The organism is Pseudomonas sp. B1(2018), assembly GCF_003097365.1.
In the GTDB taxonomy this organism is placed as follows: Bacteria; Pseudomonadota; Gammaproteobacteria; order Pseudomonadales; family Pseudomonadaceae; genus Aquipseudomonas; species Aquipseudomonas laurylsulfatiphila.
The window spans coordinates 1-23,678 of sequence record NZ_PYUK01000024.1; the positions used below are offsets into that span (position 1 = coordinate 1).

The 23,678-nt window shown below is 60.8% G+C and carries 19 protein-coding genes and 1 pseudogene; 13 read left to right on the forward strand and 7 right to left on the reverse strand.

Annotated features, from left to right (window positions below; translation table 11 throughout):
• From C9422_RS27750 to C9422_RS27795, 9 genes are all read left to right on the forward strand, one after another.
• The coding region (locus tag C9422_RS27750; protein ID WP_003137649.1) for an aldehyde dehydrogenase family protein at window positions 1–127 on the forward strand (127 nt) is incomplete at its 5' end.
• A 250-nt stretch (window positions 128–377) separates the two neighbouring features.
• Window positions 378–1,751, forward strand: coding sequence for an ethanolamine permease (gene eat, locus C9422_RS27755; RefSeq protein WP_104451318.1), 1,374 nt, complete (start codon window positions 378–380; stop codon window positions 1,749–1,751).
• A 190-nt stretch (window positions 1,752–1,941) separates the two neighbouring features.
• Window positions 1,942–3,336 carry an ethanolamine ammonia-lyase subunit EutB gene (locus tag C9422_RS27765; protein WP_116582886.1) on the forward strand — a complete coding sequence of 465 codons (1,395 nt, stop codon included), beginning with the start codon at window positions 1,942–1,944 and terminating at the stop codon, window positions 3,334–3,336.
• Window positions 3,336–4,169: an ethanolamine ammonia-lyase subunit EutC gene (gene eutC, locus C9422_RS27770; protein ID WP_371924906.1), complete on the forward strand. Its 834-nt coding sequence runs from the start codon at window positions 3,336–3,338 to the stop codon at window positions 4,167–4,169. The genes C9422_RS27765 and eutC overlap by 1 nt, the downstream gene beginning before the upstream one ends.
• A 114-nt stretch (window positions 4,170–4,283) precedes the next feature.
• A complete protein-coding gene (locus tag C9422_RS27775; protein WP_007970197.1) occupies window positions 4,284–4,745 on the forward strand; it encodes an N-acetyltransferase in 462 nt (153 codons plus the stop codon).
• 234 nt (window positions 4,746–4,979) lie between these two features.
• Complete coding sequence (locus tag C9422_RS27780) at window positions 4,980–5,636, forward strand: DedA family protein (protein ID WP_095965734.1); 657 nt, start codon at window positions 4,980–4,982, stop codon at window positions 5,634–5,636.
• A 4-nt stretch (window positions 5,637–5,640) separates the two neighbouring features.
• Window positions 5,641–6,453 (forward strand): zinc-dependent peptidase, encoded by an 813-nt coding sequence (locus C9422_RS27785; RefSeq protein WP_116582887.1) that lies wholly within the window; start codon window positions 5,641–5,643, stop codon window positions 6,451–6,453.
• A gap of 113 nt (window positions 6,454–6,566) precedes the next feature.
• Complete coding sequence (gene ppa, locus C9422_RS27790; protein ID WP_007894323.1) at window positions 6,567–7,094, forward strand: inorganic diphosphatase; 528 nt, start codon at window positions 6,567–6,569, stop codon at window positions 7,092–7,094.
• A gap of 224 nt (window positions 7,095–7,318) precedes the next feature.
• A complete protein-coding gene (locus C9422_RS27795) occupies window positions 7,319–8,065 on the forward strand; it encodes a S24 family peptidase (RefSeq protein WP_116582888.1) in 747 nt (248 codons plus the stop codon).
• A gap of 304 nt (window positions 8,066–8,369) precedes the next feature.
• Here the strand turns inward: C9422_RS27795 and C9422_RS27805 are convergent, their stop codons facing one another.
• From C9422_RS27805 to C9422_RS27835, 7 genes are all read right to left on the reverse strand, one after another.
• A complete protein-coding gene (locus C9422_RS27805) occupies window positions 8,370–9,383 on the reverse strand; it encodes a YhcG family protein (RefSeq protein ID WP_116582890.1) in 1,014 nt (337 codons plus the stop codon).
• A gap of 299 nt (window positions 9,384–9,682) precedes the next feature.
• Window positions 9,683–10,495: a YfaP family protein gene (locus C9422_RS27810; protein ID WP_007970187.1), complete on the reverse strand. Its 813-nt coding sequence runs from the start codon at window positions 10,493–10,495 to the stop codon at window positions 9,683–9,685.
• Window positions 10,496–10,498: 3 nt separating this feature from the next.
• Entirely contained in the window at window positions 10,499–12,118 is a 1,620-nt protein-coding gene (locus C9422_RS27815; RefSeq protein WP_116582891.1) for a DUF2300 domain-containing protein, read from the reverse strand.
• A 1-nt stretch (window position 12,119) separates the two neighbouring features.
• Complete coding sequence (locus C9422_RS27820; protein WP_116582892.1) at window positions 12,120–16,679, reverse strand: alpha-2-macroglobulin; 4,560 nt, start codon at window positions 16,677–16,679, stop codon at window positions 12,120–12,122.
• Window positions 16,676–17,314 (reverse strand): DUF1175 domain-containing protein, encoded by a 639-nt coding sequence (locus tag C9422_RS27825; RefSeq protein ID WP_116582893.1) that lies wholly within the window; start codon window positions 17,312–17,314, stop codon window positions 16,676–16,678. The genes C9422_RS27820 and C9422_RS27825 overlap by 4 nt, the downstream gene beginning before the upstream one ends.
• The gene (locus tag C9422_RS27830) at window positions 17,311–19,023 is read right to left on the reverse strand and encodes a DUF2138 domain-containing protein (protein WP_116582894.1); all 1,713 of its coding nucleotides are present in this window, start codon (window positions 19,021–19,023) and stop codon (window positions 17,311–17,313) included. Before C9422_RS27830 ends, C9422_RS27825 begins: the two co-directional genes overlap by 4 nt.
• 38 nt (window positions 19,024–19,061) lie before the next feature.
• Complete coding sequence (locus tag C9422_RS27835) at window positions 19,062–19,853, reverse strand: YfaP family protein (RefSeq protein ID WP_116582895.1); 792 nt, start codon at window positions 19,851–19,853, stop codon at window positions 19,062–19,064.
• A gap of 260 nt (window positions 19,854–20,113) precedes the next feature.
• Between C9422_RS27835 and C9422_RS27840 the strand changes: the two are divergent.
• From C9422_RS27840 to dxs, 4 genes and pseudogenes are all read left to right on the forward strand, one after another.
• A pseudogene (locus C9422_RS27840) lies at window positions 20,114–20,272 on the forward strand (DUF4172 domain-containing protein); the annotation flags it as partial.
• Between the two features lie 165 nt (window positions 20,273–20,437).
• Entirely contained in the window at window positions 20,438–20,680 is a 243-nt protein-coding gene (locus tag C9422_RS27850; RefSeq protein WP_116582896.1) for an exodeoxyribonuclease VII small subunit, read from the forward strand.
• A complete protein-coding gene (gene ispA, locus C9422_RS27855; protein WP_116582897.1) occupies window positions 20,677–21,564 on the forward strand; it encodes a (2E,6E)-farnesyl diphosphate synthase in 888 nt (295 codons plus the stop codon). The genes C9422_RS27850 and ispA overlap by 4 nt, the downstream gene beginning before the upstream one ends.
• A 91-nt stretch (window positions 21,565–21,655) precedes the next feature.
• Window positions 21,656–23,554, forward strand: a complete 1,899-nt coding sequence (dxs, locus tag C9422_RS27860; protein ID WP_116582898.1) for a 1-deoxy-D-xylulose-5-phosphate synthase — start codon at window positions 21,656–21,658, stop codon at window positions 23,552–23,554.
• Window positions 23,555–23,678 lie beyond the last annotated feature (124 nt).

The following is a 23,678-nucleotide window of genomic DNA, read 5'->3' on the forward strand; positions in this document are numbered from 1 at the left end:
CGCCGCGTTCGGCGGCTACAAGAAGTCCGGCGTCGGCCGTGAAACCCACAAGATGATGCTCGACCACTATCAGCAGACCAAAAACCTGCTGGTGAGCTACGACATCAATCCGTTGGGCTTCTTCTAAAACCGAGGGCGACACTGATCTCCGTGTCGCCCTTTCTACCGCCTTCGCGAGCAAGCCCGCTCCCACAGGGGGGAGTGTGAACACAAGTCCAATGTGGGAGCGGGCTTGCTCGCGAAGGCGCCCTAAATGACACAACACCCAAGGTCTGGCCGCTCTGGCACGGGCCTTGCGTACCCGTCATTCAGCGTTTCACCCAACCCGTCACACCCGAAAGTCCAAAAGATCGAACAATAAAAAATAGAGAGGACTTATGACTACTTCTTCCACACAGCTCAAACCCACACTCGGCACCCTGCATCTATGGGGCATTGCCGTCGGCCTGGTGATCTCCGGCGAGTACTTCGGCTGGAGTTACGGCTGGGGCACCGCAGGCACCCTGGGTTTTCTCGTCACCGCGTTGATGGTGGCGACGATGTACACCTGCTTCATTTTCAGCTTCACCGAACTGACGACGGCGATTCCCCACGCCGGCGGGCCATTTGCCTATAGTCGTCGGGCCTTTGGTGAGAAAGGCGGGTTGATCGCCGGCATCGCCACCCTGATCGAATTCGTCTTTGCCCCACCGGCCATCGCCATGGCCATCGGTGCCTACCTCAACGTGCAATACCCGGAACTGGACCCGAAGATCGCCGCCGTTGGCGCCTATTTCGTGTTCATGGGCCTGAATATCCTCGGCGTCAGCATCGCGGCCACCTTCGAACTGGTGGTCACCGTACTGGCCGTCGCAGAACTGCTGGTGTTCATGGGCGTGGTCGCCCCGGGCTTCAGTTTCAGCAACTTCGTACTGAACGGCTGGTCGGGTGCCAATGAGTTCACGATGGGCTCGATTCCTGGCATTTTCGCCGCCATTCCCTTCGCGATCTGGTTCTTTCTCGCTATCGAAGGTGCAGCCATGGCCGCCGAGGAAGCCAAGGACCCGAAACGCACCATCCCCAAGGCCTACGTCAGCGGCATTCTGACCCTGGTGTTCCTGGCCATCGGCGTGATGGTGATGGCCGGCGGCGTCGGCGACTGGCGCCAACTGTCGAACATCAATGATCCGCTGCCCCAGGCGATGAAAGCCGTGGTCGGCAATAATTCGACCTGGATGCACATGCTGGTGTGGATCGGTCTGTTCGGCCTGGTGGCGAGTTTCCACGGGATCATTCTTGGCTATTCACGCCAGTTCTTCGCCCTGGCTCGCGCTGGCTACCTGCCCAAAGGCCTGGCCAAACTCTCGCGCTTCCAGACGCCGCACCGGGCTATTCTGGCCGGTGGCGTGATCGGCATTGCGGCCATCTACAGCGATGGCCTGGTGAACCTGCAAGGCATGACGCTGACGGCGGCGATGATCACCATGTCGGTATTCGGCGCCATCGTGATGTACATCATCAGTATGCTGAGCCTGTTCAAACTGCGTAAAACCGAACCGAACCTGGAACGCACCTTCCGCGCACCGGGCTATCCGATCGTACCGGGGATCGCGCTGTTCCTGGCGGTGGTGTGCCTGGTGGCGATGGCGTGGTTCAACACCTTGATCGGCCTGATCTTCCTCGGGTTCATGATCGCCGGTTACCTGTACTTCCAGTTGACCGCCCGGCAGCGCTCCGAAGCACCGGCGGACGCTATGCTCGAAGGTATCTAAATGCACCGGTGCCGGGCCCGCTGCCCGGCGCCTGCATGATTGAAGTGCACGCAGTTCCCCTGTGGGAGCGGGCTTGCTCGCGAAGGCGTCGTGTCAGTCGGCATCCATTTTGAATGACACACCGCATTCGCGAGCAAGCCCGCTCCCACAGGAAGAGCAGATTGCAGTAATTATTGGAGGACACCGCCCCATGGCCACATTCGCCCATACCGTCGGCGCCCAGACTTACCGCTTCGACAGCCTCAAGGAAGTGATGGCCAAGGCCAGCCCGGCCCGCTCCGGAGATTTTCTGGCCGGCGTCGCCGCGCTCAACGATGGCGAGCGAGTGGCCGCACAGATGGCTTTGGCCGACACGCCGCTAAGTCACTTTCTGCAGGAAGCACTGATCCCCTACGAATCCGATGAAGTGACGCGCCTGATCATCGACACCCACGACAAAAATGCCTTCGCGGTCGTCAGCCACCTCACCGTCGGCGGTTTTCGCGACTGGCTGCTCAGTGATGCCGCCGATGAACAGGTCCTGCGCGCTCTGGCACCCGGTCTGACGCCGGAAATGGCCGCCGCCGTATCAAAGATCATGCGTGTGCAGGATCTGGTGCTGGTGGCGCAAAAAATCCGCGTGGTCACGCAGTTTCGCGGCACCCTGGGTCTGCGCGGGCGCCTGTCCACGCGACTGCAACCCAACCACCCCACCGACGAACCGGCCGGCATCGCCGCGAGCATTCTCGACGGCCTGCTGCACGGCAATGGCGACGCGATGATCGGCATCAACCCGGCCACCGACAGCATTGCCTCGATTTGCGCGATGCTGGAGATGCTCGACGCAATCATCCAGCGCTACGAAATCCCGACCCAGGCGTGTGTGCTGACCCATGTCACCACCTCGATCGAAGCGGTCAATCGCGGCGTCCCTTTGGATCTGGTATTCCAGTCGATCGCCGGCACCGAGGCGGCCAATGCCAGTTTCGGCATCAACCTGAACGTGTTGAAGGAAGGCTATGACGCCGGATTGAGCCTGAATCGCGGCACCCTGGGCCAGAACCTGATGTACTTCGAAACCGGCCAGGGCAGCGCTCTGTCGGCCAACGCTCACCATGGCGTCGATCAACAAACCTGCGAAACCCGCGCCTATGCCGTCGCGCGTCACTTCAACCCGTTTCTGGTCAACACCGTTGTCGGCTTTATCGGCCCGGAATACCTGTACAACGGCAAACAGATCATCCGCGCCGGCCTGGAGGACCACTTCTGCGGCAAATTGCTCGGTGTGCCCATGGGTTGCGACATCTGCTACACCAACCACGCCGAAGCCGACCAGGACGATATGGACACCCTGCTGACCCTGCTGGGGGTCGCCGGGATCAACTTCATCATGGGTATCCCAGGTTCCGACGACATCATGCTCAACTACCAGACCACCTCGTTCCACGATGCGCTCTACGCCAGGCAGACCCTGGGGTTGAAGCCCGCGCCGGAGTTCGAGCAATGGCTGGCGAAAATGGGCATCTTCACTCAATCGGACGGCAGGATTCTCTTCGGTGACAGCCTGCCGCCGGCCTTTCGGCAGGCCTTGGCGCAATTGGGATGATCAATGATATGGATAAACTACCCTTCGACCCCCACAACCCTTGGCTGGAACTGCGGCGCCTGACACCGGCGCGAATTGCCCTGGGCCGAACCGGCACCAGTATTCCCACCCGCGCGCAACTGGACTTCCAGTACGCCCACGCCCAGGCACGGGATGCGGTGCACTTGCCGTTCGATCACGCGGCACTCAACTCACAACTGGCCGAACGCGGACACCAAAGCCTTTTACTGCACAGCGCCGCAATCGACCGCAACAGTTACCTGCAACGCCCGGACCTGGGACGAAAGCTGAGTGACGCGTCGGCAAAGACCCTGCGTGACTACGCTGCAGCGCATCCTGGCGGAGTCGATCTGGTGATTGTGATTGCTGACGGCCTGTCGGCACTGGCCGTTCATCGCCATACCCTGCCCTTTCTGGCACGTCTCGAAGAACAGATTGCAGCCGAAGGCTGGACTGTTGCGCCGATAATATTGGTGGAGCAGGGGCGCGTGGCGGTCGCTGACGAAATCGGTGAACTGCTGGGTGCGAAAATGACCGTCATCCTCATCGGCGAACGCCCTGGCCTCAGCTCCCCGGACAGCCTGGGTTTATATTTCACCTACAATCCCAAGGTCGGCCTTACCGATGCCTACCGCAATTGCATCTCCAACGTGCGGCTCGAAGGCCTGAGTTACGGCATGGCGGCACACCGTTTGCTGTATTTGATGCGCGAAGCCTGCCGACGGCAGTTGTCAGGGGTCAATCTGAAGGATGAAGCACAGGTTCAGACACTGGAATCGGACGCGGGAGCCGACATGAAAGATAATTTCCTGCTTGGGCCACCGAATGCCTGAACCGCTTCCGCATTGCACATTCGTACCAGTTTAAGGCAGGATCGTTACACGGCCGCCAAGGGTTTCCCATCGCCGTCAGAGACGTAAGACAGCCACTTGAAGACGAGACCTACCATGCGGATTATTCAAGCGACCCTCGAACACCTGGACCTGCTGACCCCGTTGTTCGTCAAATATCGCGAGTTTTATGGCTCCCTGCCGTATCCGGACTCGTCCCGGGCGTTCCTCGAAAAACGCCTGCGTCGCAAGGAATCGGTGATCTACCTGGCGCTGTCCGATGACGACAGCCACAAGCTGATGGGCTTCTGTCAGCTGTACCCGAGCTTCTCCTCGCTGTCACTCAAACGTGTGTGGATCCTCAACGACATCTATGTCGCCGAGGACGCCCGCCGCCAGCTGGTGGCCGACAACCTGATCCGTACCGCGAAAAAAATGGCCAAGGAAACCAATGCCGTACGCATGCGCGTTTCCACCAGCAGCAACAACGAAATCGCGCAGAAAACCTACGAATCCATCGGATTCAAGGTAGACACCGAATTCAAGAACTATGTGCTGCCGATCAGCGACGAACTCTGAATCACCTGCGCCCTGCTCGCGTTGGCATCGCGAGCAGGTTCGCTCCCACCTGTTCGTTATCAAACATCAGCCCTGTCATGACATTCCCCGCTACAATCTCGACGCGATTTTCACCAGTCGCCTCGTATAATCCCGATATTCCCGGCTTGTAAGAAAAACTACCCCTATCCGTAGTCTTACGCGAAGTCATCCGCACAGGCCTGCAGAGTCGGGCCAATACCACAGGTGCTATCCATGGATTTCAACCCGATCGACATTGTCCTGCATCTCGACGTCTACCTCGACATGCTTGTAGCCAACTACGGGGCATGGATCTACGCCATTCTGTTCATGGTTATCTTTTGTGAAACCGGCCTGGTGGTCATGCCCTTCCTGCCGGGCGACTCCCTGCTGTTCATCGCCGGCGCCGTGGCGGCCGGTGGCGGCATGGACCCGGTACTGCTCGGCGGCCTGCTGATGCTGGCAGCGATCCTGGGCGACAGCACCAACTACATCATCGGACGAACGGCAGGTGAAAAACTGTTCAGCAATCCGAACTCGAAGATCTTCCGCCGCGACTATCTGCAACAAACTCACGACTTCTACGACAAGCATGGCGGGAAAACCGTGACTCTGGCGCGTTTCCTGCCCATCATCCGGACCTTTGCACCCTTCGTCGCCGGCGTGGGGAAAATGCCCTATCCGCGCTTCTTCGCCTTCAGTGTGCTGGGCACCATCCTGTGGGTCGGTGGCCTGGTGACGCTCGGTTATTTCTTCGGCAACGTACCGTTCATCAAGAAAAACCTGTCGCTGCTGATTGTGGGCATCATCCTGCTGTCGCTGGTGCCGATGATCATCGGCATGGTGCGTAGCCGCCTTGCCGGTTCGAGCTCCAAAGCCGAATCGCGCTGACACGATGTGGTCCCTGAGCGCCTGGCGTCGCCGACGCACTCTGGCCAGGCACCCGATTGCCGATGACATGTGGCAACGGGTGCGCCATCACCTGAGCTTTCTTGATGGCATCAGTGCCGCCGAAGACCAATGGCTGCGCGAAGCCTGCGTGCTGTTCCTCGAAGACAAGCACCTGAGCGCCCTGCCCGGCGTCGAACTGCACCAGGAGCAACGCCTGCTGCTCGCCGCCCAGGCGCAACTGCCGCTGCTTCACCTCGGCGACCTGAACTGGTATCAGGGCTTCCACGAAATCATTCTCTATCCCGACGACTTCCTGAGCCCCCAGCGCCATCGCGACGCCAGCGGTGTCGAGCATGAATGGGACGGTGAGCACAGCGGTGAAGCCTGGCAGCAAGGCCCGATCATCCTCGCCTGGCCCGGCGTTTTGGCCAGCGGAGGCTGGGAAGGCTACAACCTGGTGATCCACGAACTGGCGCACAAACTCGACATGCTCAACGGTGACGCCAACGGCCTGCCGCCACTGCATCCCGACATGCGGGTCAGCGACTGGGCCAAGGTCATGCAAGAGGCCTACGACGACCTCGACCGGCAACTGGAGCGCAATCCCGACGCTGAAACCGCCATCGACCCGTACGCCGCCGAAAACCCTGCCGAGTTCTTCGCCGTCACCAGCGAATACTTCTTCAGCGCCCCGGATTTGCTGCACGAGGCTTATCCACAGGTGTACCAGCAACTGAAGCTGTTCTATCGCCAGGACCCGCTGGCAAGGTTGAAGCAACTTCAGGCGCATGACCCTGTCTATCAGGCACACCAGTGAGCGCCATACGACTTCTGGTACATGGCGTCGACACAGGAATATGCCTATAATCGCCGCCACTTTTTGGTCAATCCGGCCAAGTGTTTCTGGTCAACTAACGGGGGCAACGCCCAATGAGCTACAGCAAGATTCCGGCTGGCAAAGACCTGCCGAACGACATCTACGTCGCGATCGAGATTCCGGCCAACCACGCGCCGATCAAATACGAAATCGACAAAGACAGCGATTGCCTGTTCGTTGACCGTTTCATGGCCACCCCAATGTTCTACCCGGCCAACTACGGTTACATCCCGAACACCCTGGCTGACGACGGTGATCCCCTCGACGTGCTGGTCGTGACCCCTTACCCGGTTGCTCCTGGTTCGGTGATCCGCGCTCGCCCGGTCGGCATCCTGAACATGACCGACGACGGCGGCGGCGATGCCAAAGTCATCGCAGTTCCGCACGACAAGCTGTCCCAGCTGTACGTCGACGTCAAGGAATACACCGACCTGCCAGCACTGCTGATCCAGCAGATCGAGCACTTCTTCGCGAACTACAAAGATCTCGAAAAAGGCAAATGGGTGAAGATCGAAGGCTGGGCCGGTGCAGACGCCGCCCGCGACGCAATCACCAAGTCGGTTGCAGCCTATAAAGGTTAAGCCGCGAGCTTCCAGCGACAGGCTTCAAGAAAAACCCCGGGTGATCCGGGGTTTTTTGTGGGCGCTTGATAAGCGCGTTAAACATGACGTTTAACCATGCTCGGCTTTGGTTTTTGTCTGTTTAAAATTCATCAAGAACGTCTTACATCCGGTCGTAAATTTCCCGCGAAATTTGAACGAGGCGTTTATTCAAACCCCTACCAGCCGCCAGTAGACTCGCGTTCATGAAAAAGAACACTAGCGGCCCACGCTTTAAAGCGCTCCTCGAAGCAGCGAACATCACGACCACCGGATTTGCCGACTTTCTGGGTACGGCTCCGCAAAATGTACATAACTGGTACACCCGCGGCGTGCCTGCCCATTGCATGGAAGAAGTCGCCAGAAAACTCTCCGTCAGCAGCGACTGGCTGAAAACCGGCGAAGGCTCGAAAGACGCCCAGCACCTGCGCCTGCTCGAGGAGTCCGGCAACATCTTCGACGCCCAGACCATCCGCGGCGTCTACACGGTCATCGAGCCAGTCGACGTCGAACTGCCTTTCTACAAAGAAGCTGTCATCGCCCCGGGTTCCAACAAAACCCACGTCATAGAAGATCCCGAGACATCCATCCGCCTGCCCCGCAGCCATCTCGACTCACTGGAAATCAACCACGGCGACGCCATCTGCGCCTTCATGAGCGGTAACAGCATGGGAGAGAAAATTGAAGACGGTTCGACCCTGGCGATTGATCGTGGCCTGACCCAGATTATCGATGGCGAGATCTACGCCATCGAACATGACGGCATGCTGCGCATCAAGTACCTGCACCGACTACCGGGCAACTCCCTTCGATTGCGCAGCCACAACCGCGCCGAATACCCGGATGAAATCTTCCGGGCGGCACAAATCGAGGAACAGAACATCAGGGTACTGGGCTGGGTGTTCTGGTGGTCGACCCTGAACAAACGGCGGCCTGCGGTGCCGTTTCTTTAAACGCTCCACAACGCCCATCGGCCACCCCCCCGGGTGGCCGAACGGCTCTGCACGGCACTTCCCGCTGGGAATTTCCGTCAAACCTGCGTATGCTGCGCCCCACATTTACGCATCGACCCGCCCTGCGGCTCAGATGCGCTGACCTGACAGATGATTTTCTCACCAGGTCCCACAGCCGGACGCAAGATCCGGGTGTACGTTTTGAAGGCTGGCGCGGTTTACCAAAAATGATCCAAGCCAGTCCCCGAGAAGCCGGCCACAAGCCGGCTTTTTAATGTCTGAAAGAAAGTGATTCACAAAAAAATCACTCAGCCCCTTCAGTATTCTGCGCATAAAACTCCTGCAGCTTGGCTTGCAACAGTTTCTTGTCTGGCAATTGAGTGCGGTACTCCGCAATCAAGGCTGGCGACAGTGAGCGGTTCAAGGCGTACTCGACGATTTCGTCCTCTTTGCTCGCGCACAGCAATACGCCGAGCGCCGGGTTTTCGTGTGGTTTGCGGACATTGCGGTCCAACGCTTCAAGATAAAAATCCATTTTCCCCAAGTATTCCGGCTCAAAGCGCCCGACCTTGAGTTCGATCGCCACCAGGCAGTTCAGCCCGCGGTGGAAAAACAATAGATCCAGCGCAAAGTCCCGCCCACCTACCTGCAACGGATATTGCGAACCCACAAAGCAGAAGTCCCTGCCCAGTTCGATCAGAAAGTCCCTGAGCTTGTGCAGCAGGCCTCCATGCAAGTCCGTCTCTGCATGACCACGCTCCAGAGCCAGAAACTCGACCACGTAGGCGTCCTTGAACACGTTCAGGGCCTGGGGATGAATTTGTCGCAGCGGTGCTGAGACTTTTGCCGGGCTGACCACTGAACGTTCAAACAAAGCTGCCTTGAACTGCCGCTCCAGTTCGCGGCTCGACCACTTTTCCTGGATTGCCATGCGCAGGTAAAACTCGCGCTCCTCCGGGTGTTTGCTCTGGTTGAGGATGACCAAGTTCTGGGTCCAGGGTAATTGTCGCAGCAGTGCTGCGACTTTTGCGTCATGCCTATAAGCCTCGTAAAACTTGCGCATGCGAAAAAGATTCGTACGGGTGAACCCCCGCAATCCAGGCTGCGTATAGGCCAGGTGCTGAGCCAGTTGAGCCACCACCCCATCACCCCACTCCGCCGCTTCAATCTTGCGGCTGATGTAGGCCCCAACCTGCCAGTGCAGCTCTATCAGCTCGGTGTTGACAGCCTGCATTGCGCGTTGTCGAGCAGTCACAATCAGTTGGGTAATTTCACTGAAAGCAGAATCGAGAGGGGTATTGCCAGGAAGATCATTCACGTCAGGGCATTTCCATGTCAGCTGGAGGGCTTTCTCAATTACTCCTGAAACCGACGCAGGAACATTCACAATGTATTTCTGCATGAAACAACGCTAACAAGCATTCATCCCGCCCAGAGAACACTTGCCAAGCCAAAATGGCCGATGCTAAATCCACCCAGTCCATAGACCGCTACCCTTAGCCCGGAAGAGGCTCAGCCGGTCGGACTTCGCTTTCAAGCTCAACGATGAAGCCCTGTATGGCGCCAAGGATCACGGGCGCAATCGTGTGCAAACCCTGCGCAAGTTGTACCTCAACCTCACGGATAGCTGAACGATTTCACCAACGTCAATTCCCCGACCGCCCGCATCGGCACCAGGAAGGTCTCCATCTTCTCGCTCGGTGTCCCTTCCTCGGTAATCACCGTCACCTGCGCGGTGGTCAGCGCTTGTACCGCGTCTTCCTGCCCCTCCTCATCACTGCTGTAGCCGCCACCGAAGTAGTTCACATACACCAGGTACTGGCCCTTGATCGGTGCAGGCATGGCGAAGATTTCCGGGCCGTAGCCGGTCGTGACGTCGACGTCGAGTGCTGCGCCGTTGGGGGCGATGCGGTCGCCGTACCAGATGTGCGCGCCGTCGGGGGTGATGAGGTGCAGGTCGAGGTCGGTGTTGTCGCTGTCCCATGCCAGCAATACACGTAACTTGGCCGGGGTCGCACCGCCGCTGCTGTTGAGGAATTGCGTGCGGTGGCGTTGCTGGCCATCGGGGTTGCGAACTTCGACGCTGTTGCTGCCGTTGGGGAATGAGAACGGGCGATCGAAGCGGCCGGCCGGGTCAATTTTCAGCGGCATGCTCACCCCGTTGACGATCAGCCGGCCGGGCTCTGTGGATTTCGCTGTGGCTTTGATCTGGCCGCTGATGCGTGCGGTGTTGGCCTGCCCTGCCGGTGTGTTGACCGATGAGGCCGGGTAGTTGACGACCTGCCGGAAGCTTTCCCCCTCGCCCTCGGGCGCGCCGGTGCGCCAGCCGCCTGCGGGGGTGTCGAGTTTGACGCTGTCCGCCGCCATCACTGATGGCAACGCCAGCAGCGAGCAGAGACACAGCAAGACCTGTGGATAACGGAGTTTCATGGTCTATTCCAGCAAGAGGTGGCGGGCGAGCCCTTCGATGTAGGTTTCATCCTGGCCGTTGGGGTGTGCCTCAAAGGCCAGGTGCAGGTATTCGTGGGTCAGGTCGAGGCGGTCTTGCAGCGTCAGCACGCCACGCACGTAGATTCGCTGGCGTTCGCGGTCGACATAAGGGCGTCCGAAGGCCAGGCGGCATACGGCGAAGGTGCTGACTTCGTTGTAGCCGACCTCGCCGTCCAACCGCACACGCCAGCCGCGCCGTTGTTTCTGCAGCCAGTCTTGTGCGGCGGGCAACGCTTCGCAGGACGCGACCGGGTTGTCCCAGCGACTGAGACTGGCGCGTGGGTAGGCGTGCAGCAGGATGGCGTCGTAGCGCTGGCCGGCACCGGCCTGTTCGACGGCTTGCTGCCAGGACAGCTTGTCCGGGCCGGGTTGATCGGAATGATAGGTGACGGTGCTGCCGGCCAGGACCAGGTCGCTGGTCCACGCAGCGATATCGCGGGATTCGGAGGATGCCGGACGTGGCGCGACCCGCTGACGGCTACTGCTGTCGTCGATGCTCAGGCAATCGCCGCTGCGCGTGGCGTTTTGCAGCAGGTACGTGCGGATGGCCACCGCGAGGGCTTTGGCGGCCTCGACCGGCTCGGCAGTGGCTTCGCGCTGGAGCACACGGGCGACGTACTCTTCGCGATCCAGCCGGGCGACGAGCTTGTCGTTCAGCAGAAAGAGTTCACCGTCACCGTGGATATCCAGCGCATTGCCGTTGGCGAATTCGACGCGGTAGTCACCCTGCAACGCTCCGGAAGACACCGCAGAGCCTCCTGCCAAGACACGTCGAAGTGGATAGCGGGAGAACAGGTCGACCTCTACACACTTCCCTGCATCCGCAGGCCAGGCAACAGGAATCACCGCGGACAATGCCTGCGCGTAATCACGCAGTACCCGCTGACTGGTGCCCCGCCCCCCGGCCCAGACCGGTGCACCATCCGCCGTCCAACCGGCAAATCCGCCCTGGCGTGACGTGGCATCCTGATCCGCCAACCAGCTCCAGGTCTTCACCCGCAGGCGGCTTCCGAGTTCGCCGACGACATGGCCATCGGCGGCATTGAGCACCACATCGAGCAACACACGTCGGGCTTGATCCTGTGCCGGCAGCACGGCCAACACCTTCAACAGCTGCGCCACCGAAACCCGGGTAGCCGGTTGCAACGAAGGCAAATCCAGTAACCATGGCGGCGCCTGCCGTGCCTGCCAATAGGTTCGCCAGTCGGCCTCGCGGATGCCCAGTCGCGCGGGTTCGAAGTACAGACCGCATGACTTCACCAACGCCTGATCGCGCTCGATCCTGCCGCCCGCCGTGCAGCAATAGACTTCTTCCTTCGACTGGCCGCGACATTCATAAGCGGGCTCACGCGCACCGGTGTCCACCAGCCAGGCGTAGACGAACAACTTCCACAGACTGCCCAAGGGTGTCTGCAAGGTCTGCGGCAGTGGCTCGCGGGCGATCACCTGAGTTCGGCTCAACGACAATAAATCGCCCTTGAAGGCCAGGCGCAGCGGTTCGTCCTGCGCCGTCGCCAGCACAGGAATCAAACACAGCAGCCACCCCAGCAGCAACCTGTGCACGTCAGTGAACCGTGACCTGGCCAAGGGCTGCCTTTTGTTCCATCGCCTGATGCTGCGGCGCATACACCTGAGTGAACCGCACCGCCGGCAAGTTGAACTGCCCCTTCTGCGAGAAACGCACCAGATGCCGCAGGCGCAATTCGCCACTCAAGGCATCGACCGGAACGGCATAAGCCATTTGCCCCGGTTCGAAACGCGCCTTCTCCAGCGATGTCGGTTCAGTGCCAGCCTTGCCCATGAGCTTGATGCCCCAGGTCGTGCGCTCGACATCGGCGCCCGGTGGCAGCGGCACTTCCAGCAGGCCATAGCGCAGCGGTTTGGCAGCTTTGCTGGTGATGATCACTTCATCGAGATAGAGGTTGTCGCTGGACAGCGGCGCGTTGCCGACTGCCTCGAGTTTGAAAGTGAAAGCCTCATCCCCCGGCACCAGCCGCGACAGGCGACGGGTGATGGTCACGGCCATCGGATCGACCGCTGGCTGCTGGCTGCGATAGCTCAATGCAGCGCGCAGCGGACGCTCCTGCACCCCGGTCAACGTCAATACCGCTGGTACTGGCGCAGGCCCCTGCCACGTCCAATACATTTCACCAGAAACCCCGTGCTGTTTCTTCCAGCCTTCACCCGGGGCCAATGCAATGGTGGGCGATGCCTGCTCGATGCTGCGTTGCAGCCAGGTGAGCGCCAATGCCCGTTCCAGGGTCGATTGTTGCGGCAACAGGCGTTGCAACAACGCCTGGGCGTGAGCCTGATCGAAGGGTTGCAGCGACAGGTTCAGCGCTTCGGCAAACGGCTGGGAACTGACCGCCAGACGTTGCTGCGCGTCGGCCAGTTGCCGGTTGAACGCATCCGGCAAGGCGACCTTCGCCTGCCTGGCCAGCGAGGCCGTCAGCACTCGCGCGGCAGCCAGTCCCAAGGCTGAATCCGGGTCGCTCATGACGAGGCTGTCTTCGCCGTCTTCCATCAGATTCGCGGCACTGCCCTCGCCCGCTTTCGCCAGGTCTTCCATCAGGCCACTGAGCAAGGTGTTGACCGGCAACTGCATCTGTTTGGCGAACGACAGGATCAGCGCCCGCTGCAGCAGCGGAGTGTTGTTCGCCTGTTTGGCGTAGACCTCCAGCACCCGCTGCCAATGCTCCGGCGGCAGGCTCAGGTCCAGCACCCGGCTGGCGTACCAGTCAGCGTAATAGGCGTAGGCGGTGAGGAACGCGTCCGGCTCGCCGTCCATGCCCCACCAGGTGAAGCTCGCCGAAGGGCCGGCCATTTGTACCAGGCGCAGGCGGCTGTTTTGCATGATCAGGCGCAAGCGATCGCGGATCTGCGGATTCGCCGCCAGCGTCGGGTAGGCGATGCTCAATGGCAACAGACGACTGGCGGTCTGCTCGACGCCACCGTAGGGGTAGCTCAACAGGTCGTCGAGGGCCGAACGGAACAACGCTTGCGGACTGTCATCCAGGCGCAGGCGAATATCGGTTGCGTCTGCCGGCAGAGTCAGCGGTGTATCGCCGCTGCTCACATCGAGACTCTGCGATTGCGTCACCCGCCAGCCTTCACCGGTCGCGCTCAGGTTCACCGTCAACGCGTCAGCGGTTTTGCCGTCCTGCACCAGCTCGGCGCTCCACTCGCCATTGGCCAGTTCAAACGCCGGCAACGGGACGTAGTTGATGCCACTGTTCAGGGTCACAGGCACGCGCTGTTCGTTGCTGGCGTAACGGGTCACCAGTTCGGCCTTGACCGGTTTCTCGGCTTGACTGAAGGCGAACACACCGAGGTCCGGTTTGTCGCCGGTACGGAATCGAATCGGCCCGCTCCACTTCAGGTACAGCGGTTTTTCCGAGCGTACGAATTGCTTCTTCTGCCCGACCTGACCGTCATCGGCGATGGCCCTGGCGGTAATACGCCAGCGGGTCAGGGAGTCGGGCATCTTGAAGGTGAAGCGGGTTTTGCCGTTGGCATCGGTCAGCAATTCTGGCTGCCACGCTGCCGTGTCGACGTCCTCGCGACGCGGCCGTTCCAGCACCTTCACGCCGCGCTCACTGCGATTGGCTTTGCCTGGTGCACCGGGGCTGCCCGGCAAGGCGACGTCATAACTGATGAACGACAAACTGGCGCTGGTGCGCACGTTGTTGCGTCGCGGGTGATAGAAGAACTGGTCGATGCTCGGCGCCACTTCCGGTTGCAGCGCGTAGACCATTTCATCGACCACGCTGACCGTCAGGTGCGCCGGGATCGGCTTACCGGCAAATTGAGTCGTCAGGTCCACCGAGACGGTTTCGCCCGGCTGGTAGGTGTCTTTATCGGTGGCGATGGCCACCTCGATTTGTGGCGTTACCACCTTGATGCCGGCGTTCTGGAAACTGTACTGGCCGCCCTTGGTGTACAGCACCGAGAAGGTCAGGTTCGGCGCGAAGCCGTCCTTCACCGGGATGCGCGCGCGGTATTGGGTATCGCTGAGCTTTTCCGTCTTCAGCCAGTCACCGCCTCTGGACAGCAGCGCGGTCGCCTCGACCTTGTCCCGCTCCAGCGACAGCAAGGCATCGTTGACCGGTTCCGGGAAAGTGATCAGCGCCAGCGCTTCATCGCCCGTGATGTACTCGGGCTTGTCGAGGACGATTTCCACGGTGCCGGGCACGGCTTTGACACCTTCACCGGTTACCGAATGCCCGGTGGCGCCGACCACGCGACCGTGGTCATCCTTGAGCGTCAGGTTGTAGGTGCCCGGGCGGTCAAAGGCCAGGGTGAAACCTTTGTCGGTTGCCGCGAGTTTACCTTCGCCGGTGCTCTGGTCTTCCAGACGTACCCAGCCGTAGCTGCCCGGCGTAACGGCCTGCGCCTGCTCGCCTTCGCGGGCGTAGCTGAACGCAACCTTGTCGCCCACCGCGCTGAAGCGTCGGGGCGCGCTCAAGCGGAAGTTCGCCGCGCCACGGTCGATGAGGATTTCCTTGGTGGTCTTGACCCGATACGCCGCGCCGTCGCTGGCGAACACGGTGAGCATGTAGCGACTCGGCTTGTCGGCGGCGGGCAGGTCGAGCGTTGCGTTGCCCTTGGCGTCGGTGGTCAGTTCGGTACTGGTCAGCTCCACCGGAAATTGCCCGAGGTACTGCAGCTCGTTGTCGACCATCGACAGTTGTTGGGCGCGCAGGCTCAGGCTCAATTTCGCATTGGCCACCGGTTTGCCGTCCGGATACAGCAGCACCAGGTTACCCTTGACCGGCTCGCCTGTGCGGTAATCCTGCTTGGCCAGATTGAGCGAAATCTCGAAGTGCGGCTTGATGTATTCAGCGACGCGGAAGGCGCTGCTGTAGGTCTGGTCCTTGTAGGTGAAACGCAGTTCATAACCACCGGCCACGGCATTGTCCGGCAACTGGAAGCGGCCCTGGGTGCCGGCCCTGGAATCGAGCTTCAGATCGAGGGATTGCAGCGCCGTGCCGGTGGCATCGAGCACGCTCACATTGACGTCGGCAGCGCTTGGCTGCACCGAGTCCCGCGCGTTCTTGAATTCACGTCCTACGATTTTCAGCGACACCCAATCCCCCGGTCGATACAGCGGCCGGTCGGTGAAGGCATAGAGTTTGGTGTCGTAGATTTCGCTGTCGTAGTAGAAATTCTCGGAGACGAACACCCCGCCCTCTTCGTCTTCACCGATCACGAAGGAACGCTCGGGGCTGACGTGCTTCAGGCGCAGCAAGCCGTCGCTATCGGTGGCGCCGCTGCTCATCACACCCAGGCCGTCGGTCCACAGCACATTGACCTTCGGCACCGAGCTGCCTTCGTGTTTGCGCGCGGCCCACACCAGCAATTCGTCACCGGCAATCTTGCTCACCGCCACGGTATTGGAGACGAACACCATGGTGGTCGCGCGGTACTTGCCGATCAGCGCTTCCACCAGATAAAGACCCGGTTTGAGATTGCCCAACGGGATGTACACGTTGCCCGGCGCAACACTGACAAACTCGCTGGAAGACCCGGCCAGGTTCACCCCCGCTGGTGGCTGAATCGGCTTGGCCTGCCACAACGGGTAACGGAACTGGCTGACCACCGGCAAACCCGGTATCAACGCGAATTGCGGCTGCGCATCGTAGGGCGTCGGCGCGGCCATCGCATTGCCCATCTTCAGTTCCGGCACTTCCTCGGTGACTTGTTTACGCGACTCGTAGGAAAACGCCCGCTGCATCACCCGGCGGGATTTGCGATACCAGTTGTCCCACAGGTACGCGAGGGTGTTGGACAGGCCTTCACCCTTGAACTGGCCGTCGCTGACCACCCGATGCAGATTCTTCTGGCGCTTGAGGAAGTCCAGCGGCTTGTCGATGCGATACACCCGAATGTCCGCGCCGCCATAAGGTTCCATGCGAAACCGCCGATAGTCGCGGCCCGGCGCTTCGAGGCGCACCATCGCTGGTTCATCGCTGGCGAAACTGCTGTCGGCCAGCAGGAAGAAGCTCTCGCCGGCCACTGGCGCATAGCCGCTGGCCGGGACCGAGTCATCGGCGTTAACCACCGAGAGTGGCAGCATCCACACCAACATCAGAGACAGAAAACGCAGCATGCGGGCACCGGTCATTGGGAGAGAAAATTCAGTCGATAGACGCCGATGAAGTTGGGGTTGGCTGCATCGGGTATCCATCGGGTGTCCTTCCATGTCATGAGTTGCTGCAGGCTTGCCGAACGCATGCCGTTGTCAGTGGGTGTGGTGGTGCCGGTGTGATAGGCGATGTAGCGGCCCATCCAGATCATCAGGTGCTGGTCGTCGCCCTGATCGAAAAACATCAGGTCGCCAGGGCGTGCCTGTGACACATCGCGGCTGACCAGATGGCTGTTGAACTGGATCAATTTGATCGCGTTGACGTACGGCCCGACCTTACCGCCGCCCTGCTGCCACTGTTGGGCGAGACCGCGCTGGGCATCGCTCAATGGCAGCTCCGGCGGCAGGTAACGATTGGACAGGCCATTGCTGCGCAGCCATTTGTCGTCATGGACTTTCAGCGCTTCATTGGCGGCAAAGCGCACCAGCCCGGCGCAATCCTGCTGGTACCAGCGCGGGCTCGGACCCTGGCTCAGTTGCTCCTGGGCGATGCGCACGAACCAGGCGCGAAAAACCTGGGATTGCTGCGGGTCGAGCGACGGCGTCTCGACGGCGTGGGTAGCTGCGCTCAGCAACAACGCCAGCAGGCCGAGACTGCGAATCAATGCCGTCACAGCGCTTTCCACTCCAGCGGCAGCCACTGCCAATGGCCGTCTGGCTCGCTGCCTTCGGGCAAGGTCAGGGCGTATTTGCCGTAGCCACCGAGCGTACGCAGCTTCGGCATCAGGAAGGTTTGCGCGGCGTTGTAGAACACCGGTTCCATGTCCTGGGGCAGGCTGTCGAGGGTTTCCTGCTGCATCAGTTGCGCCATCGAATCAGGGCCGAAATAGACGGGCATCAGCAAGTCCTTGGGCACCACGTCGGCCATCGGCGGGAAGCGTTTGTCGAGGGTGCCGAGGGCCTTGTCCACCAGTTTGTCGTCGAGGGAAAACAGCAGCGTCGAACCATGGCGCGCCAGGCTGACTTTCATGAACGCCTTGCCGGTGATGGCATCGGGATCTTGAGCTTCCTTGGCCGCATAAGGCCCGAAACTGGAGCTGACCTGACGTTGCCACTGATGGCTCTGGCCTTCCTGTTTTTCCACCACTGGGAAGGCACCGTCCTCGACATTGCTCTCGTGCGCACCGACCATCGAGCCGAACAGTTTGCCCAGATCCCCATCGAGTTTGCCGCTCTCGTCATCGTTGAGGCTGGCCACCAGCAAGGGCGTGTACAACCGCGAATCGGCATACCAGCACAGCCCCGCCGCGCCAGCCATGTGTTCGGTCAGTGCCTGGGCCACCCTTTCCTCGGCACCGAGCTTCACCAGCAGCGGTTTCTGTTGTTCGGCAGCCAGCGGCAACGCCACGCAAGCGCTTGCGCCCATGGGCATGGCTTGCCAGATCGGTTTGAAATCGAAGTCCGGCTGATTCTCCAGTTCATCCATGGCCAGGAAGCTGTGCCAGCCCTTGTCGTCCATGTCGAAACGCAGGCCGGCGAAGTTCGGAATGAAACGCTGGTAACCCATGGCCAGCACACTGGCATTCACCGACAGGCGTTGTTTCACCTGCGGCGCACGAGGCGGCAGACCGAAGGCTTCGGGAAACAGTTTTTCGCCACTGAGCAGCGCGGCAACGGCCGTGGTCGATACGCTGCCCGGCTCCTCCGTTGCACCGTTTTGCGGATCGTAGAGCTTCGCCGGATTGGACAGCACCACCAGTTTGTCGCCATGGGACGCGAACAGCAGCGCTTTGCTGGCGTTGTAATTGAGTTGATAGAGCGGCACGTCTTCGCTGCCGACCTTCACGTCAGCGACCTTGCTCAGCTGCGAGTCGTCCAGCGCGACTTTGGCCAGCGGTTCCAGCACCTTGGCCAGGCCGCCGCGATCCATCACCAGCAGGAAATCCTTGAGCCGCCCGTCCGCCCCGCGCCACAACGCTACATCGGCAGGCTGATCGAACAGTTGCTCGATCAGGGTGTCCTGCAACTTCAGGTCATGTTCGTAGATGATCCGCCGCAAACTGCCGATCAAGCCGAGACGATCAGCGTGGGTTTCGTAGTAGAAGACGAAATCTTCGGTCAGGGTTTCCTTGAGGAAGGGCACCGCGAGCAGGTCCTTGGGCAATTGGCTCAAGGAGTAGGTTTCCAGCAAACCATCCGGCCGGCCCATACCCAGTTTGTCACTGGCCAACGCAGGCGCCGGCGCCTTGGGTTTGTGCATGAGCCACCCCAACCCACCGGCCACGCCAGCGACCAGGCATATGCCGATCAGCAGCGTCGGCCAATGCAGGGAAGGTTTGGCCGCGGGTGCGCCAGCGGCCGGAGTAACAGTGCTATCACTCATGTTCACAAAACCCGATGTTCATCCGTGGAACGGGATGCTTAATAGTTGAAAGTCTTGACCAGCAGCAGGTCGCCGATTGCGCGCAGGGGCACGATAAAGGTCTCGCGTTTTTCATCGACGGTGTTTTCGTTAAGTACCAGGTTGATCTGCGAGGTGATCACCTCGTTCTGGTTGCCGGCCTCATCGAAGTTATAGCCTTCGCTGCCGAAGTTGCCCCAATAGTTCACGTAAACCAGATAGGTGCCGTGCAGCGGTGCGGTCATGGTGAACATCTCCGGGCCGGGCCCATCGACGCCATCCGGGTCGAGACCGCCGCCATTGGCCAGCGCCGAGTGCGCCCAGAAAGCGTGCTGGCCGTCGGGGGTAATGATGTGCAGATCGAGTTCGGCCTTCGGGTCGTCCCAGCCCAGCACCACACGAATCCGCGCCGGGGTGCGCAGGTTGTTGGCTTCATAGAATTGAACGCGCTTGAGCGACTGGCCTTCAACGCTACGCACTTCGACGCTGTTGGAACCGGCGCCGAACGCATAGGGCCGTGCGAAACGGCCCTGGTCGTCGGTGTACAGATTCAGGGGATTGCCGTTGACCGCCAGCGTGTGCGGCCCACGCTGAGTGCCGAGGGCCTTGAGTTGGCCTTCGATCATCGTGCGATTGCGCTGCACGCCCCGGTCGATGGGCGGCGTGGGATAAGCGACTTGCGGGTTTTCCGTGCGATCCAGCAAACCGTTGTAACGCCAGCCGCCCACCGGTTCCGACAACTCGGCATTCGGTGCGGCCAGAATCACGGGCGCGAAAACCAGCCCGATCATCTGCAAAAGAAATGAGCGCATGCGACGCCTCCTGCCATGCATGACGAAACCTTGCGCCTGATCCTGGGCGCGTTACAGATGGGAATACTGCGCTTCGTCTGAAAGACCCGTGACTGCCAGGTCGTATACGGCTCGAAGGTTAGCCATTCGGGTGTTTTTTAACAATCGGATGGCCCCGAAATTGCGGTGGGAATCACGATAACGGGTGGACGGTGAGCCGAATACGCGCCATATTCGGCTCATTATGTGAGCCGAATAACCGATCCAATCGACTCACCCCACTTAGAGCGGCTCAATACCAGGCCGTCGCCAAAGTATCCAAAGCGACCGCAACCCGTCATCTGGCCGAACTGCTGGATAAGGGCTGCCTGCAACGCCTGCCCGGTGGCGGGCGCAGCACCCGCTACCGAATCCACTATCCTGATAACCCGGTACTGTAGGAGCTGCCGGAGGCTGCGATCTTTTGATCCTGCTTCCAAAAAACAAAGTCAAAAGATCGCAGCCTTCGGCAGCTCCTACAAGGGCGTGCGTCGTCTGTGAGTTTGCCCATAAACCCCCTATCTGCTAGTGTCGCGCCGGTTTAACGTCAACCGGAAATCGCCGCCATGGCCCGCAAAAAAGCTGCACTGGATTTCGAACAGTCCCTCGCCGACCTGCAAACGCTGGTGGAGCGTCTGGAGAATGGCGAATTGTCGCTGGAGGACTCGCTGGCCGCTTTCGAGCAAGGCATCGGTCTGACCCGCGATTGCCAGGCGGCGCTGGCCCAGGCCGAGCAAAAGGTTCAGATACTGCTCGAGCGTGATGGCGAGTTGGCCGAGGAACCCTTCGACGCGGATCAGCCAGAATGATTGCAGCGTACTCGGCCACCAGCCAGGCCCGCGTCAATGCAGCGCTGGAAACCCTGTTCACGGCACCAGGCCCCGAGTTGGCACGGCTGTACGAAGCCATGCGCTACAGCGTGATGAATGGCGGCAAACGCGTGCGTCCACTGCTGGCCTATGCCGCCTGTGAAGCGTTGGGCGGCAAGCCTGAGCAAGCCAACGGTGCCGCCTGTGCGGTGGAGCTGATCCACGCCTACTCACTGGTGCATGACGATTTGCCGGCCATGGACGATGACGATCTGCGCCGCGGCCAGCCCACCACCCACAAGAAATTCGATGAAGCCTGCGCGATCCTCGCCGGCGACGGCTTGCAGAGCCTGGCCTTCAGCGCCCTGCTAGACCCGCGCCTGAGCACGTCGGAGGCCGAAATCCGCCTGCAGATGGTCAGCGCCCTGGCACTGGCGGCAGGCCCGGCGGGCATGGTCGGCGGTCAGGCCATCGACCTCGGTTCGGTCGGCCTGAAGCTCGACCAGAAAGCCCTGGAGTACATGCACCGGCACAAGACCGGTGCGCTGATCGAAGTCAGCGTCAAACTCGGCGCCCTGGCCAGCGGCCGTGCCGAGAAAGACGAACTCAAGTCCCTGCAGACTTATGCACAGGCCATCGGCCTGGCATTCCAGGTCCAGGACGACATTCTCGACGTCGAAAGCGATACCGCTACCCTCGGCAAACGCCAGGGCGCGGACATTGCCCGGGACAAGCCGACCTATCCGGCCCTGCTCGGCCTCGACGCCGCCAAGACCTATGCCCTTGAGCTGCGTGACCAGGCCCTGCACGCCCTGCGACCGTTTGACGCGGCGGCCGAGCCATTGCGTGATCTGGCCCGGTATATCGTCGATCGCCGCAACTGACGGCGAATCCGCCAAAAAAGACCAACGCGTGGGCAGGGGACGATGCATCAGGTAAACTGCCGCATCTTTTATACCTATAACGATTCGCCTGATGCCCACGACGTTTCATGAGATTCCCCGCAAGCGCCCGACCACGCCCCTGCTCGACCGCGCGAACACGCCGGACGGCCTGCGCCGGTTAGGCGAAGCCGAGCTGGAAACCCTGGCCGATGAGTTGCGCCTGGAATTGCTCTACACGGTCGGCCAGACCGGTGGGCATTTCGGTGCAGGCCTGGGCGTGATCGAGCTGACCATCGCGCTGCATTACGTCTTCGACACCCCGGACGACCGGCTGGTGTGGGACGTGGGTCATCAGGCTTATCCGCACAAGATCCTCACCGGTCGTCGCGAGCGCATGGGCACGCTGCGCCAGAAGGACGGCGTCGCTGCGTTCCCGCGTCGCTCCGAGAGCGAGTACGACACCTTTGGTGTCGGCCACTCCAGCACTTCGATCAGTGCCGCGCTGGGCATGGCGATTGCCGCCCGCCTGCAGAACAGCGAGCGCAAGGCCATCGCGGTGATCGGCGACGGCGCGTTGACCGCGGGCATGGCGTTCGAGGCGCTGAACCATGCGCCGGAAGTGGACGCCAACATGCTGGTGATCCTCAACGACAACGACATGTCGATCTCGCGCAACGTCGGTGGCTTGTCGAACTATCTGGCGAAGATCCTTTCCAGCCGCACCTACGCGAGCATGCGCGAAGGCAGCAAGAAAGTGCTGTCGCGCCTGCCCGGCGCCTGGGAAATCGCTCGCCGGACCGAAGAATATGCCAAGGGCATGCTGGTTCCCGGCACGCTGTTCGAAGAGCTGGGCTGGAACTACATCGGCCCGATCGATGGCCACGACCTGCCGACCCTGATCGCCACCCTGCGCAACATGCGCGACCTGAAAGGTCCGCAGTTCCTGCACGTCGTCACCAAGAAAGGTAAAGGTTTCGCCCCGGCGGAAGTCGACCCGATCGGTTACCACGCCATCACCAAACTCGAACCGCTGGACGCCCCGGCCGCCGCGCCGAAAAAGGCCAGCGGGCCGAAATATTCCGGTGTGTTTGGTGAATGGCTGTGCGACATGGCGGCTGCCGATCCGCGCCTGGTCGGGATTACCCCGGCGATGAAGGAAGGCTCGGACCTGGTCGCGTTCAGCGAACGTTTCCCGCTGCGCTACTTCGACGTGGCCATTGCCGAGCAACACGCCGTGACCCTCGCGGCCGGCATGGCCTGCGAAGGCGCCAAACCCGTAGTGGCCATCTATTCGACCTTCCTGCAGCGCGGCTACGACCAGCTGGTGCATGACGTCGCCGTGCAGAATCTCGACGTACTGTTCGCCATCGACCGTGCAGGTCTGGTGGGCGAAGACGGTCCGACCCACGCCGGCAGCTTCGATTTGTCGTTCCTGCGCTGCATCCCCGGCATGCTGGTAATGACCCCGAGCGATGAAAACGAGCTGCGCAAGATGCTCACCACCGGTCACCTGTACGAAGGCCCGGCGGCTGTGCGTTATCCACGCGGTAATGGCCCGAACGCGACCATCGAGAAAGACCTCGAGCCGATCGAGATCGGCAAAGGCGTCGTCCGCCGCCAGGGCAGCAAAGTCGCCCTGCTGGTGTTCGGCGTGCAACTGGCCGAAGCCCTGAAAGTCGCCGAGACGCTGGATGCGACCGTGGTCGACATGCGTTTCGTCAAGCCGCTGGATGAAGCGCTGGTGCGCGAAATGGCCGGCAGTCACGAGCTGCTGGTCACTGTCGAAGAAAACGCGATCATGGGCGGCGCCGGTGGCGCGGTCAGCGAATTCCTCGCCCGGGAAAACATCCTCAAGTCGATGCTGCACCTGGGCTTGCCGGACATCTACGTCGAGCACGCCAAGCCTGCGCAAATGCTGGCCGAGTGCGGGCTGGATGAAGCCGGGATCGAGGCTTCGATCCGCGAGCGCCTGCAACTGCTCGACCTGTAAACATCCCTCTGTGTAGGAGCTGCCGAAGGCTGCGATCTTTTGATCTTGCCCTTCGGCGGTTCCAGGCATGAAAAATCAAGATCAAAAGATCGCAGCCTTCGGCAGCTCCTACAGGGAGCCTGCG

Coding starts and splice junctions, on each gene's coding strand:
- C9422_RS27850 (WP_116582896.1), top strand. CDS start 20,438: ATGGCCCGCAAAAAAGCTGCACTGGATTTCGAACAGTCCCTCGCCGAC.
- C9422_RS27765 (WP_116582886.1), top strand. CDS start 1,942: ATGGCCACATTCGCCCATACCGTCGGCGCCCAGACTTACCGCTTCGAC.
- C9422_RS27810 (WP_007970187.1), bottom strand. CDS start 10,495: ATGAAACTCCGTTATCCACAGGTCTTGCTGTGTCTCTGCTCGCTGCTG.
- C9422_RS27785 (WP_116582887.1), top strand. CDS start 5,641: ATGTGGTCCCTGAGCGCCTGGCGTCGCCGACGCACTCTGGCCAGGCAC.
- C9422_RS27795 (WP_116582888.1), top strand. CDS start 7,319: ATGAAAAAGAACACTAGCGGCCCACGCTTTAAAGCGCTCCTCGAAGCA.
- dxs (WP_116582898.1), top strand. CDS start 21,656: ATGCCCACGACGTTTCATGAGATTCCCCGCAAGCGCCCGACCACGCCC.
- C9422_RS27780 (WP_095965734.1), top strand. CDS start 4,980: ATGGATTTCAACCCGATCGACATTGTCCTGCATCTCGACGTCTACCTC.
- eat (WP_104451318.1), top strand. CDS start 378: ATGACTACTTCTTCCACACAGCTCAAACCCACACTCGGCACCCTGCAT.
- C9422_RS27775 (WP_007970197.1), top strand. CDS start 4,284: ATGCGGATTATTCAAGCGACCCTCGAACACCTGGACCTGCTGACCCCG.
- C9422_RS27830 (WP_116582894.1), bottom strand. CDS start 19,023: ATGAGTGATAGCACTGTTACTCCGGCCGCTGGCGCACCCGCGGCCAAA.
- C9422_RS27835 (WP_116582895.1), bottom strand. CDS start 19,853: ATGCGCTCATTTCTTTTGCAGATGATCGGGCTGGTTTTCGCGCCCGTG.
- C9422_RS27820 (WP_116582892.1), bottom strand. CDS start 16,679: ATGACCGGTGCCCGCATGCTGCGTTTTCTGTCTCTGATGTTGGTGTGG.
- ppa (WP_007894323.1), top strand. CDS start 6,567: ATGAGCTACAGCAAGATTCCGGCTGGCAAAGACCTGCCGAACGACATC.
- ispA (WP_116582897.1), top strand. CDS start 20,677: ATGATTGCAGCGTACTCGGCCACCAGCCAGGCCCGCGTCAATGCAGCG.